Here is a 13,883-nt window from a genome sequence, read left to right as displayed (position 1 = left end):
TTACACCCCCGTCGTATTTAGCACCATCGTAAAAAACATAATCATCAAGTAGTTGATCGAAATGATAAAATCTCTTTTCGCCCACTTCTCGTCATCCTTGGCCCGCAACCCGCCAGCCGCATGAACAAACCAAAGAGCGGCGATTCCGACGGATAAGATCAGAAAATAAATGCCTACGTAGTCGTAATAGTACATCAGTATGGATGCGGGGATGAGCAGCAAGATGTACGGAAGCATCTGCCATTTCGTTCTCGTGACGCCTTTGACGACCGGCAGCAAAGGAAATCCGGCCGCTCTGTATTCCTCCTTGCGACGAATCGCCAGCGACCAGAAATGGGCCGGCTGCCACAGGAACAGAAGCGCGAACAAGATCCAGGCCCCCGCGTCGACATCGTTCGTCACCGCGCAATAGCCGATCACCGGCGGCATCGCGCCGGAGATTCCCCCGACGGACGTGCTCCAGGTCGAGCTGCGTTTCAGCCACATCGTATAGATAACTATGTAGACGAACATGCCGAGCAAGCCCAACCAGCCCGTAAGCGGATTAACAAGCAGGAATAGCACGGCGAGACCGGCGAGACCAAGCGCGATTCCATATCCGAGCACGAAGCCGGGAGACACTCTCTGCTGCGGAAGCGCCCGGTCGCGCGTACGTTCCATTTTCAAGTCGAGATCCCGGTCCCAGTAGTTGTTGATGACGCAGGACGAAGCCATCGTTAAGGTCGATCCGACCAGCATCCAAATTAGAATCCATATATCCGGTTCCCACTTGGAAGCAACCCAATAACCGCCGAAAGCGGCGATCAGGTTCAAGCGTATAATTCGCGGCTTGGTTAAGGCCACTAGATCTTTAAGCACGGAGCTCCTCCTTTATGCAAGCAAGCGGCATTCCTGATGTCTGTTCAATGATACCGCAAATCTTCAAGCATTGACAATGTTCGCCTATCCGAGTTCATCAAATCGCCACTACATCGGAGCGAGCCGGGCAAGCCGGCGCGATAAATCGGTTCGCCCAGTCACATAATCCGGGCTTTTTCAATACACTGTATTGCGACAATCGCCCAGCGCCTCAGCGACCGACATGGGCGACTTGATTAAAAGAGGGTGGCATATGATTGGCAAGCGCCGATTGTCCAAACCTGTATTAACATTATAAGGAGGATATACGAATGTTAAATAACAAAATGCCCTGGGGCGGTTACGCCCAGCCTCAAGCCGCGATGCCGATGAACGCCGCCGTCCCGATGCCCGTGAACGCCGCCGGAGCCGGCATGCAGGGCATGATGCCGACGAACACGATGGTGCAGGGCGCGATGACTCCGCCGATGATCCCTGCCGGCTCGCCGATCGGCCCGACCGGAGCCGCTCTGCCCGTGATGCCGGGCCAGCAGGAGGAATCCTACGTTGAAAATATTTTGCGCATGAACTTGGGCAAAGTTGCAACGCTGTACATGACCTACGAGAACAATTCCGAGTGGAACGCAAAAATTTTCAAGGGCATATTGGAAGCGGCCGGCCGAGACCACATTATTATTAGCGATCCGGTAACGGGCAAGCGCTACCTGCTACTTATGCTGAATCTGGACTACATTACGTTCGACGAGCCGCTGAACTACACGCTGCCCTTCGGCAGCAACCGCTGACGGAAGATCCATATTCTCAATCCGCTGCGGCCTCCCTTCACCCATTGCTCCATTTCCCTCCAGGAACGCCCGTCGCGGCGTTCCTGTTCCATTTTCGCCGCCTCGACCTCCGTCTCCGCTCTGCGAATTTCCACAAACACGCCCGGCTGCGCCGTATTCTCGGCGAACTCGGCGTCCCTCCACAGCTCCGGACGAGCGTCGGCCCATTCGAGAAACCTTTCGCGCGTCTCCTCCGGAATGACATACTCGCAAAACAAAATCAAGGCGCTTCATCTCCCTTCATATTTTATAGCCGTTACGTCCATACTGAGCAGATAAGGGGGCTAAAGTAATGGACACCGGTACGCATTTCGTGTTTGGCCTGGGCTTGGGAGGACTGGCCATGACAGATCCCGTCATCGCTTCGCACGCCTACGGTCCGATCGCCATTCTGATCGGCACCGTCGCAGGCTCGAACGCGCCCGACCTGGACGGTCTGCTCCGCTTCAAAAGCAATGCCGATTATATCAAAAACCATCGCGGCTTGTCTCACTCTTTTCCGGCAATCGTCGGTTGGACCGCGCTGATTACCACCGTTATCGCAGTTTCGTTCCGCGGCATTCCCTGGTGGCATATCGCCTTCTGGGTTTTGCTGGCCGTCGTCGTCCATGTGCTAAGCGATCTGTTCAACTCCTACGGAACTCAGGCTTATCGTCCGCTGAGCAAGCAATGGGTCGCGTGGAACATCATCCACATCTTCGATCCATTTATTTTTTTCGCCCATCTGTTTGCGATCTTGCTCTGGATATCCGGAATCGCCGTTCCGCAGGTCATTTTTCCCGTGCTGTACGTGCTGCTCGGCATTTATTACGGATGGCGAACGCTCGCGCATCGCAGACTGTCCGGCAAGATCGCCGGCCACGATCCCGAAGGACAGCCCCGCGATCGTTATACGCTGCTGCCGACCATCTCGCTGTATCGCTGGAACGTCGTCCGGGTGTCGGAGGATTGCACTTACGGCATCGGGGAATGGAACAACGGGAAAATGAAATGGGTGGACGTGCTCAAATGCGATGAACACCCGGCCATCGACGCCTCCAAGCAGCATCAGGACGTTCAAGCTTTTCTAAGCGTGACGCCCTTCCCCTGCGGATTGGTAAAGACGCATACGTGGGGATATGAGGTGCGCTGGGTGGATGTCCGTTACCGCTACCGCAAGCAATACCCGTTCGTAGCCGTCGTATTGATGGACTTGAACCTCGCTCCGCTTCAATCGTATGTCGGCTGGCTGAGCGACGACAGGCTGGAAAAACGACTGCGAATGAACTCTTATTGAGACCCAGGGTTTATTGAGAGGCCGCTCCCGAATCCGTCGGATCGGGGGCGGCCTCTTGACGTTTGTTTGCCGGAGGGGCACAATATGAAAAGCCCGAGGGGTTTCCTCGGGCTTTCGGTCCGAACCGAAGTTCTTAGCGACCGGAAAGTTGTTGCTCGGCCATTTGAACAAGCTTCTTGGTGATATAACCGCCGAGGGAACCTGCATCGCGGGATGTTACGTTACCGTAATATCCGTCCGCTGGGATTTGTACCCCCAGAGATTGTGCAGCTTCCATTTTCATGCTTTGCAATGCCGCTTTGGCTTGCGGTACAACAAGTTGGTTGCTTGATGCCATGATTGAAGTCTCCCTTCGCCTTAATGATTGGTTTGCAAGCTTGCCAACTTAGTATGCTAGATACGAAGAAAAATATGCGAGGTGAAATTGATGAGTAAAACTTTGTCACTCTTGTTCGCCATTTTGTCCGTGATCGGCATGCTGGCCACGGCTTTCTCGATCAGCTACAACGGCTGGCTGGCGCTGCTTCTCGGCGTCGTAACCCTGTTTGTTACGGGCCTCGGATTCATCGTCAAGGCGAAGCTAAGAAAAAAATCCGTTTAGCGTTTGAGCGGCAGAAAACCCATCGCTTCCTTCGCCTTGGCCAGCGTCTGCTCGGCCACGGCGTTCGCACGCTCGGCCCCATCGCGCAAAATGCGGTGAATTTCGCCGGAGGAGCGCACATCCGAATAGATGCGCTGCATCGGCTCCAGCGCCGCGACGACGACTTCGGCTAAATCTTTTTTGAACGCGCCGTAGCCTTGGCCTTCGTAAGCGGCCTGAACTTCCTCGACCGTCTTGCCCGAGCATTGGCCGTAGATCGTCATCAAGTTGCTGACCTCCGGCTTGTTCTGCACATCGTACACGACCTCCCGGCCCATGTCCGTCTTGGCTCGGGATATTTTTTTGCGGATTTCGTCCGGCGTGTCGAGCATCGAGATGTAGCTTCCCGCGCTCGGGCTGCTCTTGCTCATTTTCTTCGTGCCTTCCTCCAAGGACATAATGCGCGCTCCTTGCTTTGGAATGAACGGGTCCGGGATAACGAATGTGTCGCCGTAGCGGTGATTAAACCTTCCGGCCAAATCGCGCGTCAGCTCCAAATGCTGTTTTTGGTCGTCGCCTACGGGAACAAGCGTCGGGTTATAAAGCAAAATATCGGACGCCATCAACGCCGGGTAGACGAACAACCCCGCTCCTACCGCTTCCTTGCCCTCGGATTTGTCCTTGAATTGCGTCATCCGTTCCAGTTCGCCCATGTACGACATCGTCGTCAACAACCAGCCCAGCTCGGCGTGCGCGGGTACGTGCGACTGTATGAAAATTGCCGCCTGCGACGGATCAAGCCCTGCGGCCACGTACAGCGCGGCTACGGACTCTGTCTGCTCGCGCAGCGCCGCCGGCTCCTGGGGAACCGTGATTGCGTGCAGGTCCGCGATCATGAAGTAACAGTCGTGCTCATGCTGCAGGGCCACGAAATTTTTCATCGCGCCGATGTAGTTGCCGATCGTCAGCTTGCCGCTGGATTGAATGCCGGATAGTACGCGTTGCTGCTTGGACATAGTCAATTCGCTCCTTTTTTTCGAGAAAATAAAAAAAGCCTTCCTCCGCAAGGGACGAGGAAAGCCGTGGTACCACCCTTATTCGTATCGCGACGCCTTCCGGCTTAGCGCGATACCTTAGCGTTCCTGTAACGGGGAACAGTCGGGAAAGCATCGGACGGAGGTCTGCGCCGCATGATGTGCTCGTGCGCGGTTTATCTCCATCGTTCCTCTTCCAGCTCCAAGATCCATTCCGCATGCCGTGCGTACCGGCTTCCAGCCAATCACCGGCTCTCTGTGAGCGCTCCGTCCAGACGTACTTGTTCTCTTCGTCGCTGAATATATTTTAGTTGTTACCCATTATACCCCGCCGCACCGCGTTGTCAACCTCGTTGGCGAGATGCGGATGAGCGATTCTTCGCGTGCGGCTCTTTAGGTAAATCAAAAGTCATGAATGCCAAATGTACAAGCATAGTGTATAATAATCGTAATAATTACTATTAAAAACAAGGATGTGAAGTGGTGCACGACAGGTGGATGAAATGGACTACCGCTGCGGCTTCGGCCGTGTGCGCCTTGCTTTTGGCGCTCATTTTTTTCGGGCGGGATGGGTCAGGTTGGATTTTGGACAGTACGAGGCTGCAAAATTTTAAAATCGTATTCATCAGCATTATCCTCGAAGCGCTGCCCTTCCTGCTGATCGGCGTAATCATATCGGCGCTGCTTCAAGCGTTCGTGTCGGACGGGCTCGTGCGCAAGCTGACTCCCCGCAATCCGGTGGCGGGCGTACTGTTCGGCACTCTGCTCGGCATCGTTCTGCCTCTGTGCGAGTGCGGCATGATTCCGATCGTGCGCAGACTCATGCGCAAAGGCTTGCCCGCTTACATAGGCCTTATCTACATCGTGGCCGGTCCGATTATCAATCCCGTCGTATTCGGCGCCACATTCCAGGCTTTCCGCTCGAACGAGGATCTTGCTTACTCTCGCTTTTATTTGGCGTTCTTCGTGTCCGTCGCGCTGGGTTTCATTTTGTACGCCCGGCTGAAGCGCAGCCCGCTGAAGGAGGATCGCCCTGGTTCTGGCACTGCCGCAGCCTCCTCCCATGCAGATCATCAACACTCTCACGGCCATCTCCATCATGAACATCATCATAACCATAGCTCTCATAGCCATCATCACGATCATAGCGACCCTAACGCGCCGTTTGTCAAGAAGCTTGCCGCGACACCCTCGCACATCGCCGACGAATTTTTCGAGATGGGCAAATATTTGATTCTCGGCTCGTTGATTACCGGTCTGATGCAGACGTTCATCACGCGTTCGTCGTTCGCCGCCGTCGCCGACCACGAGCTGTTATCCCATCTGTTCATGATGGCCTTCGCCTACGCGCTGTCTCTCTGCTCGACTTCGGACGCGTTTGTGGCGGCTTCGTTCGGCAATGTGTTCCCGCCCGCCGCGCTGTTGTCGTTCCTTGTGGTGGGGCCGATGCTCGATTTGAAAAACACGCTAATGATGCTTGCCGTCTTCCGCAAAAAATTCGTCCTGAAATTCAGCCTGCTGATCGCCGTGCTTGTACTCCTCGGTTCGCTTGCGTTCGATCGGCTGGGATTCGTCTAAGGATCATCTAAGGAGGCTCCTATGTCCAAATCAACCGTACTTGCATTCCATTACGCTGCCAGAGCCATCGTGCTAACCGGCTTTGCGCTGCTGATCGTGCATCTTGTCCGCTCCGGCAATCTGAATCTGTATATCGCCGAACGGATGCAATTCATCGTCAAGCTGTCGGCGCTGGGGCTCTATGCGGTCGCCGCTCAGCAGCTGTATTCGGCCATCCGCGCCTTCTTCGAGAAAGAAAGCCACGGCCCGGATTGCGGCTGCCAGCACGAAATGCCCGCGTCCTGGGGCAAAAGCCTGCTCCTTTACGGCTGGTTCGCGCTTCCGCTGCTCATTGGCTACGCCGTTCCGGACGGGCTGCTCGGCAGCAGCATGGCTTCGGCCAAAGGCGTTCAATTTGCGCCCCAGACAACGGTCGTAAGCGAGCCTCGGGGCGGACGAGCGTCGGAGCCGGCGCCGTCCCCCGAGCTGCCCGTTCCTTCGGCAAGCGAAAGCTACGTCGATACGCCCGCGCCTACCGCGAGCAAACCCGCAGCAGAACCGAAGTCGACCGCTCAGGAGAGCTCGTCTCCCGGCTCTGCTGCTGCCGCGCCAGATCGCGAGCTGTCGCCTGAAGAGCTTGACCTTCTGTTCCCGTCCGACAATTTTACCGAGGCTTACGCCGCTTACGGTAAAAAGCTGTACTCGCGCGATCTCATTCACGTGACACCCAAATGGTACATCGAAACGCTCACCACGATTGATCTGTACCGCGACGCCTTCCTCGGCAAAACGATCGAGATCAGCGGCTTCGTCTACCGCGAAGCCGGCATGGGGCCCAAGCAGTTCGGCGTCAGTCGTTTTGCCATCAACTGCTGCTCGGCGGATGCGTCCCCTTACGGCGTTATGGCCAAGTTCGGACATGCGGATACGCTTGAGACCGACGAATGGGTGTCCGTAACGGGAACGCTCGGAACGACTTCTTATAATGACATAGACATTATTCAGATCGACATTACCAAGGTCGTTAAAATTCCGGCCCCGGAGGACCCTTACGTGTCCCCTGACTTCGACTTCGGATTGGAGCAGCGCTAACGCAACGAAAGGGCTATCCGTCAAGTCGATATTCGACCATTGACGGATAGCCCCTTGTGTTTCTTATGTATTTCTTTGTTTAACCGTTAACCGTTGGAAGCCTCTCTGCGTTCGCGACTCTTCGGGGAATAGCGAAACATCAGGTTCGCCATGTTATAATTGGATTCGAACTGAACACTGACGAGTACACGCCCCTGCTTCAACACGAAATCGTAAGAAATTTCTCCATGCGTCCAACCGCTCTTATGCCTTAATGCCTCAATAGCCAGCTGCCGCAATTCAAGCACCTGCTCAGCCGTCATCCCCGCAGCGACGGGAGAGCGATTGCCGCAATCGACGGGAAGATGGCGGATGCCGAATCTGCCGACCGAATCCTCCCGAATTTGCAGTACGATCGTGCCGGCCGTCATTCCTTTCAATTCTCTTCCCAGTCTCTCCAAAGCCAAGTCGATCTGACGGGCCAAAGAAATTTGGTTAGATGACATTATACTCCTCCTTCGCGCTTGGTTTCTCTATTACTTCCGACAAATCCAAAGTATTCCATTCGGGACTTCGGACTCAGTATAATTGAATTTTTAGAATATTTCAATGATTTTGTCTACTCGAAAGTAAATAAAATAGGAAAAAAGCATGAAATCGTTCGAAACGAAGCGTTTCATGCCTTTTCCCGCCGCAACGGCGTGCGCAGTCGCTACCTTACGGCTTACACAAAGCGGCGAATGCGTCCACATCGGAGACCGCCTTGGCAACCGCATCGTTCCAAAATTCCGGCTCGTCCAGGCGTACGCCAAGATGGCGAAACGCCAGCTCCTCGACGGTCATGACCGCGGTATCGCGCAGCAGAGCGTCGTACCGCTCGGCGAAAGCTTCGCCTTCCTTGGCGGCTACCGCTGCAAGCCCGGTGCTGAATAAATACCCGAACGTATACGGAAAATTGTAAAAAGGGACGTCCGTCAAATAAAAGTGCAGCTTAGACGCCCAGAAATGGGGATGCCAGCCGCCCAGCGCATCGCCGAACGCTTCTCGCTGAGCTTCCGTCATCAGCTCTCCCAGCTCCGCGGCCTCGAGCATACCCGAAGCGCGGCGGTCATAGAAGCGCGTCTCAAACAGGAAACGCGCGCGGATGTTCATGCAGAAGGCGACCGCCCGCTGCAACCGTTCGTCCAGCAGAGCAAGCTTCTCGGCGTCGCTCTCGGCTCTGCTCAGCAGCGCGTCGCTGACGATCGCCTCGGCGAAGGTGGAGGCGGTCTCGGCCACGTTCATCGCGTACTCCTGCGCCAGCGGCGGCAGCTCTTGAACGAGCCGCGCATGGTAGGCGTGCCCGAGCTCATGCGCCAGCGTGGACACATTGCCGGGCGTCCCAGAATACGTCATGAAGATTCGGCTTTGGCGGCCAATCGGGAAGCTTGTGCAGAAGCCTCCCGGCCTCTTGCCCGGGCGATCCTCCGCTTCGATCCAATCGTCGGCGAACGCCGTCCGCGCCAATTCCGCCAATCGGGGCGAAAACTGCGCAAAGGCATCCGTAATGAGCGAAGCCGCCTCATTGTACGGGATTTTAGACTGGGTGGAAGCGACCGGAGCGTCCACATCGTGCCAGCTTAGCTTGTCTTTGCCCAGCATCCGAGCCTTAAGCGCCAAATAGCGCTTCAGCGGCTCGACGCTGCCCTCCACCGCTTCCCACATCGCATCAAGCGTTTGGCGGCTCATGCGATTAATTGCCAGAGGCTCCTTGAGCGGATCGCTCCACCCGCGAAGACCGTACAGCTTCAGCCGGAAGCCGGCGATCCGGTTCAGCGCGTCCGCTCCCAGGTCCGCTTGCTCCGCCCAGGCCGCCTCCCATTTGGCCGCCATTGCGTCGCGCACGGCCTGAGATGGATCGTCCAGCTTGTTGGCCGCTTGCCCTGCGGAGAGATGAACGGTGTTGCCATCCTCCTCCCAAGCAATCGCGATTCTTCCGACAACCGTATTGTAGTGCTCGCCCCAACCGTGATAGCCATCCACGGCAAGCTCGCTGGCAACCGCCTCCAGCGCCGGAGGAAGCTTCTCCTTCGCGAAGTCTCGCTTCTCGCTAAGCGGGAACAGCACAGCGGCAAGCTCCGACTGCGCCATCCACGCCTCCCAGTTGGAATCGGGCACGAGCGACAGCTTCGCGTCGAACAGATCGGAAGCCTGCTTGTAGCGAGCCGCCAACGTCTGAATTTTCTCCGTCCAGCCTACCGCCCGCTTGTCGCTTAAATTTTGGGACGTCAAGCAGGCGACGAAGGAATCGGCTTCCCGCAGTCTGGCGAGCGTCTCTTGCAGCTTAGCCGTCCAGCCCGCAAGCAGCCGCTCGTCGGGAACGGAGTCACCGCCGGTCTGGAGCTCCTTGAGCAAAGCGGCGCAGCCCGCTTCGGCTTCCTCCACGAAAGCCGCGAAATCAGGCGAAGAGGAGCCGCCCGCGAAGAGCGACTCCAGGTTCCATATCGGTTTTGTCATCATCTCACTGCTCCATTCTTATTGCGTTAGGGCGTTGCCGTAAGGTATCTTTAAGAGGTTATTCAAAGAGCCCAATTTTGATCGCGAAGCAGACAAGGAGAGGACTACATTGATTCCTTTAAGCCATAGTTTGCCCTACGATATACTGATGCAGGACGTCATCGCTCAGGAATGCCCCTACTGCCGAAGCTCCAACGTCCGCCTGCCGCTTACTCCCGAAGAGGTAAGGGATATGTACGGCGGCGCCCGTAAAAGAACGATCGTTTTCCCCTGCTGCCAAGGGACTCTGCGCATTATCGATGCGGATCGGGACTACCTGCTTGCCAACCGTGCCATTCGGTAGCAGCTACAGCAGCAGGGCTTACGACGCCCCGTTCTCGACCATTTCCTCCGGAAGCTCAAGACCTTGTCCGGTCATCTCTTCCCGAATGCCTTGCCATTGCTCGCGTGATGCGCGAATCATCGCAGCGTCGACGATTTTCTTATCGTGAATGACCCTTCCGAACCATCGGACGGCTTCATGATAATTGCCCAGTCGCTTGTTCAGCTCCCCGATCAAGTACATCAACCGAGCCGGGCTGGTCGTGTCGCTCGCCGTCTCGTACACCCGAACGTAAGCGTCCAGTGCGAATTGCAGGAAGCGGTCTTCCTGCTCCTTCTTACCGTCGTAACGGTACAGCCAGGCGATATGGTGAAGCAGAGCGGCGATGACCCGATCCTTCTCCCCGATCGACTGAGCCGTGAGCAGGCTGAGCTTGTAGCATTCCAATGCATCCTGCGCGCTGCGTTCCCCTCCGTAGTCCCGATTTTTCCAGTGGCTTCCCATTTTATCGTAATAGATCGCCTTCTGCTTCTCGTTGATCGTTTCCGAAAAATTTTCCGTCGATGCGAATCCGCAATACGGACATACCCTTACGACGTAATAATCCGGGTTCACCGTTTTGAAATAGGAGCAGAAATCGGTATCCGCCCTCACCGCTCTCTTCAAGCTTGGCCGAACTCTAGAGGTTTGAAAGCTCTGTTCGCAGCAGATGCAAGTCACTTTAATCTGGAAGAGCGGTTCCATAACGGGCCTCCTTAAGAGTGAGATGATTCGGATTCGGTATTGATAAAATGATGCGCCGGACCGGACAGCCGTTCGATCGTCAGCTTCTGCAGCGATTCGGGAACGCCGGTTTCGGACAACGCCTCAGCCATGCACGCCAGCCATGCCTCGGCGCGCTCGGGCGTAATCGGGAACGGCAAATGACGAGCTCTCATCATCGGATGCCCGTATTCGTCGGAATAAAGCGGCGGACCGCCCAAAAATTGCGATAGAAACAAAAATTGTTTCTCCATAACAGGATGAATATCTTCCGGAAATAGAGGACCGAGCAGCGGGTGCGCTTGAACCTTCGGATAAAAACGGGTCACGATCTCCCGGATCGTCTCGGCTCCCCCGATCGCATCGTAAATCGTTGCGTAGCTGGACACAATTGCGCCTCCTGTATCACATCGCGGCATCGGCATGCGCGCGATAGCCTAGAATAGGTTGAACGTCATGCATTCCGTTTCATTATACCATAACGCTCCCGCCCTCCTCTCGGCAAAAAATAAAATCGCCCGCAAAGGGGCGATTAGAATCGGCGGCTTGCCGACTGCGCATGAATTTATATTTCCTCTTCCACAGGAGTCAACGATTCCCGAATGACATATACGAAAGCGCATACAATTAGTCCTGCGACCACTGCCGCCATACTCATCACTCCAGCTCGATGAATTTGGATTACGCGGATTAGATCCGTTCGATCTAGTTCTATTGTAGCATATGTTCGCGATTTTTTGCACTGTTTTTTGCAAGCGGTTTCAACAAATTATAGCAGCTTGTCAGACGATCGGAAACATTGTCCCGAAGCCGTCATATATTGGGACAAGGCATGTACGAATGGAGGTATGACCGTGGTTCCCTTAAGCGCGAATCCGGAAAATAAAGATCGCCGCTTCGCGCTGGCCGGCGCGCTGGCTATCGGAGGAGCGGCTCTGCTGATCGGCTGTCTCGCTCTGGGAGACGGCTCGGGCGCGCTCAACGCTTCGCTTAGAGGCGTATCGGTATGGTGGGAGGTACTATTCCCCGCCCTGTTCCCTTTTTTTGTTCTGTCCGAGCTGCTGCTCGGCTTCGGCATCGTCCATTTCATGGGAACGCTGCTGGACCCGTTCATGCGGCCGCTGTTCCGCCTTCCGGGCGTAGGCGGCTTTATCGTCTCGATGGGCTTCGTATCGGGCTATCCGGTAGGCGCGCGGCTAACCTCGCGCCTGATGGATCAAAAGCTCGTTACGCGGGACGAGGGAGAGCGGCTCGTGGCAATGACGACGACGTCCGATCCGATCTTCTTGATCGGAGCCGTATGTATCGGCTTTTTCGGCAATTCGCATGCCGCTCCCGTGCTTGCGGCCGCCCACTATAGCGGCGCCCTCCTGCTCGGCATCGCTTCGAGCTTTGGGAAACGCCGCGGCGATAAGCTCCAAATTGCGGCGCGGACGGACAATAGAGCGGCGAAGACCGGCCGATGGCGCGCAGCGCTAACCGCCATGCACCGTGCCCGGCTGGAGGACGGACGGCCGTTAGGCATATTGCTGCAGCAGTCGCTGCAGTCGTCTCTTGCCCTCATGATGATCGTCGGCGGATTGGTCGTCTTCTTCTCCGCTGCGCTCGATCTGCTCGTACACGGTGGCTTGCTGACGCCCGTACGGCAGTTGGCGGCGCAGCTGCTGCCGTGGTTCGGGCTACCTCCGCAGCTGTCCGAGGCTTATATGCATGGAGCTTTCGAGGTGACGCTGGGAGCCAAAGCCGCCGCAGCCGATTCGGCGCTCCCTCTCGTCGACCGGATCGCCGTCGCCGCTTTTGTGCTGTCTTGGGCCGGCTTGTCCGTTCATGCGCAAGTGGCCGGCTTGATGAGCAGCTCCGGTTGGAGATACTGGCCGTTCGCCCGGACGAGATTCATTCACGGCCTAATTGCGATGCTTCTTGTGTACGTGTTCTGGCCGCTTCTCTATCGGGGAGAAGCCGGAGAAGCTGCGGGCTGGTCCTCCGTCGTTCCTGCTTGGGCGAATGTGTCGTCCGAATCCGTCGGTATTCGCTTCGGGTGGCAAGCCGCTCTGATATGGCCGCCCGTTCTATTCGCCTGCGCCATCGGCTTGATCGTCGTCTTAGGAACAGCCGCGATCGGGATGCGGCGCATCTGGTCCAGGCTTGCTTCCGACTCCGCCAAAGATTGAATTCGGTCAAGTTATTGGGTATGATCAAGACAACGATCCCTTTCGTGCATCGAATCGGCATCGGTTATCAAGGTCCATTCGGAAGGAGCGGCCGACGTTTGAAGTATGCATTGCTTGATCGGGGAGATCGGTTGTCCCGGGAATTATCGGAACAGTTCCAAGCCCAAGCGAGTACGCGAGGGTTTGTTTATGACGAAGAAGCGCCCGAAACCGTCGTTACCATCGGCGGAGACGGCACCATGCTGCAAGCTTTCCATCGCTATAAGAATCAGTTGGATCGAATCGCCTTCATCGGGATTCATACCGGGCATCTTGGCTTTTATGCGGATTGGCAGAAGAACGAAATCGTGGAGCTGCTCGATCTGATGGCATCGTCCGAGCCGCGCAACATCCATTATCCTCTGCTGCATGTCGAGATCGATACGGCTGAAGGCAAGGAAACGCATCTCGTACTTAACGAATTTACGCTGAAGAGCGCGGAAGGAACGCTTGTGGCGGCGATCCAGATCAATGACGAGCCGTTCGAAATGTTCCGCGGCGACGGTATCGTCATCTCTACTCCGACGGGCAGCACGGGTTATAACAAAAGTCTCGGCGGAGCCGTCATCCACCCGTCGCTGGAGGCGCTGCAAATCGCCGAAATCGCCTCCATCAACAACCGCGTTTACAGAACGCTCGGATCGTCGGTGATTCTGCCCAAGCATCATCATTGCGACATCGTGCCTCCGGATCCGGAGGAGGAGCTGATCATCGGAGTCGATCATATGCTAATGGCGCGGGTCGGCGTTCGTTCGATGACTTGCAGAGTCGCCGAGAAGAAAGTCACCTTTGCCCGTTACCGTCCATTTACGTTTTGGAATCGCGTTCGCGAGGCGTTCATCGGTTCGGTTTAATAACAGAAAAGGCGCGTATCTTCCTTCGTTGCTTACCGA

16 protein-coding genes are annotated in these 13,883 nt (G+C 56.0%); 8 read left to right on the top strand and 8 right to left on the bottom strand.

Annotation, left to right across the window (positions count from 1 at the left end; all coding sequences use genetic code 11):
- Nucleotides 1–858, bottom strand: coding sequence for a heme o synthase (cyoE, locus tag DFP98_RS18975; RefSeq protein WP_116062176.1), 858 nt, complete (start codon nt 856–858; stop codon nt 1–3).
- A gap of 311 nt (nt 859–1,169) precedes the next feature.
- Here cyoE and gerQ point away from each other — a divergent pair, with 311 nt between their 5' ends.
- Nucleotides 1,170–1,643 carry a spore coat protein GerQ gene (gene gerQ / locus DFP98_RS18970; protein ID WP_391574740.1) on the top strand — a complete coding sequence of 158 codons (474 nt, stop codon included), beginning with the start codon at nt 1,170–1,172 and terminating at the stop codon, nt 1,641–1,643.
- Here gerQ and DFP98_RS18965 read toward each other — a convergent pair.
- Entirely contained in the window at nt 1,613–1,906 is a 294-nt protein-coding gene (locus DFP98_RS18965) for a hypothetical protein (RefSeq protein WP_116062175.1), read from the bottom strand. The two genes, gerQ and DFP98_RS18965, sit on opposite strands and share 31 nt — an antisense overlap.
- A gap of 68 nt (nt 1,907–1,974) precedes the next feature.
- On the opposite strand from DFP98_RS18965, the gene DFP98_RS18960 reads away from it, so the two are divergent.
- The gene (locus DFP98_RS18960) at nt 1,975–2,958 is read left to right on the top strand and encodes a metal-dependent hydrolase (protein ID WP_116062174.1); all 984 of its coding nucleotides are present in this window, start codon (nt 1,975–1,977) and stop codon (nt 2,956–2,958) included.
- Between the two features lie 133 nt (nt 2,959–3,091).
- Here DFP98_RS18960 and DFP98_RS18955 read toward each other — a convergent pair whose 3' ends face one another.
- Complete coding sequence (locus DFP98_RS18955; protein ID WP_116062173.1) at nt 3,092–3,295, bottom strand: alpha/beta-type small acid-soluble spore protein; 204 nt, start codon at nt 3,293–3,295, stop codon at nt 3,092–3,094.
- A gap of 90 nt (nt 3,296–3,385) precedes the next feature.
- Between DFP98_RS18955 and DFP98_RS39160 the strand changes: the two genes are divergently transcribed.
- Nucleotides 3,386–3,559: a DUF5325 family protein gene (locus tag DFP98_RS39160; RefSeq protein ID WP_181917790.1), complete on the top strand. Its 174-nt coding sequence runs from the start codon at nt 3,386–3,388 to the stop codon at nt 3,557–3,559.
- On the opposite strand, the gene trpS is transcribed toward DFP98_RS39160, so the two are convergent.
- A complete protein-coding gene (gene trpS, locus DFP98_RS18950; RefSeq protein ID WP_116062172.1) occupies nt 3,556–4,554 on the bottom strand; it encodes a tryptophan--tRNA ligase in 999 nt (332 codons plus the stop codon). The two genes, DFP98_RS39160 and trpS, sit on opposite strands and share 4 nt — an antisense overlap.
- A gap of 516 nt (nt 4,555–5,070) precedes the next feature.
- Here trpS and DFP98_RS18945 point away from each other — a divergent pair.
- Nucleotides 5,071–6,150: a permease gene (locus DFP98_RS18945; protein ID WP_116062171.1), complete on the top strand. Its 1,080-nt coding sequence runs from the start codon at nt 5,071–5,073 to the stop codon at nt 6,148–6,150.
- A 21-nt stretch (nt 6,151–6,171) separates the two neighbouring features.
- A complete protein-coding gene (locus DFP98_RS18940; protein ID WP_116062170.1) occupies nt 6,172–7,221 on the top strand; it encodes a TIGR03943 family putative permease subunit in 1,050 nt (349 codons plus the stop codon).
- An 86-nt stretch (nt 7,222–7,307) separates the two neighbouring features.
- Here the strand turns inward: DFP98_RS18940 and DFP98_RS18935 are convergent, their stop codons facing one another.
- Complete coding sequence (locus DFP98_RS18935) at nt 7,308–7,706, bottom strand: O-methyltransferase (RefSeq protein ID WP_116062169.1); 399 nt, start codon at nt 7,704–7,706, stop codon at nt 7,308–7,310.
- A 211-nt stretch (nt 7,707–7,917) separates the two neighbouring features.
- A complete protein-coding gene (locus DFP98_RS18930) occupies nt 7,918–9,699 on the bottom strand; it encodes a M3 family oligoendopeptidase (RefSeq protein WP_342772498.1) in 1,782 nt (593 codons plus the stop codon).
- A 106-nt stretch (nt 9,700–9,805) separates the two neighbouring features.
- Between DFP98_RS18930 and DFP98_RS18925 the strand changes: the two genes are divergently transcribed.
- A complete protein-coding gene (locus DFP98_RS18925) occupies nt 9,806–10,039 on the top strand; it encodes a hypothetical protein (RefSeq protein WP_116062168.1) in 234 nt (77 codons plus the stop codon).
- 18 nt (nt 10,040–10,057) lie between these two features.
- Here DFP98_RS18925 and DFP98_RS18920 read toward each other — a convergent pair whose 3' ends face one another.
- Both DFP98_RS18920 and DFP98_RS18915 read right to left on the bottom strand, forming a co-directional pair.
- Nucleotides 10,058–10,762: a DUF2225 domain-containing protein gene (locus tag DFP98_RS18920; protein WP_116062167.1), complete on the bottom strand. Its 705-nt coding sequence runs from the start codon at nt 10,760–10,762 to the stop codon at nt 10,058–10,060.
- 11 nt (nt 10,763–10,773) lie between these two features.
- The gene (locus DFP98_RS18915) at nt 10,774–11,199 is read right to left on the bottom strand and encodes a globin domain-containing protein (protein WP_116062295.1); all 426 of its coding nucleotides are present in this window, start codon (nt 11,197–11,199) and stop codon (nt 10,774–10,776) included.
- A 435-nt stretch (nt 11,200–11,634) separates the two neighbouring features.
- Here DFP98_RS18915 and DFP98_RS18910 point away from each other — a divergent pair, with 435 nt between their 5' ends.
- Together DFP98_RS18910 and DFP98_RS18905 are read left to right on the top strand one after the other, a co-directional pair.
- Nucleotides 11,635–12,951 (top strand): nucleoside recognition domain-containing protein, encoded by a 1,317-nt coding sequence (locus DFP98_RS18910; protein ID WP_181917789.1) that lies wholly within the window; start codon nt 11,635–11,637, stop codon nt 12,949–12,951.
- Nucleotides 12,952–13,049: 98 nt separating this feature from the next.
- Nucleotides 13,050–13,844, top strand: coding sequence for an NAD kinase (locus tag DFP98_RS18905; RefSeq protein WP_116062294.1), 795 nt, complete (start codon nt 13,050–13,052; stop codon nt 13,842–13,844).
- Nucleotides 13,845–13,883 lie beyond the last annotated feature (39 nt).

It is taken from the genome of Cohnella phaseoli (genome assembly GCF_003386235.1).
GTDB classification, from domain to species: Bacteria; Bacillota; Bacilli; order Paenibacillales; family Paenibacillaceae; genus Cohnella; species Cohnella phaseoli.
Note: the sequence above shows the minus strand (reverse complement) of the source record. Positions and strands in the feature narration are given on the sequence as shown.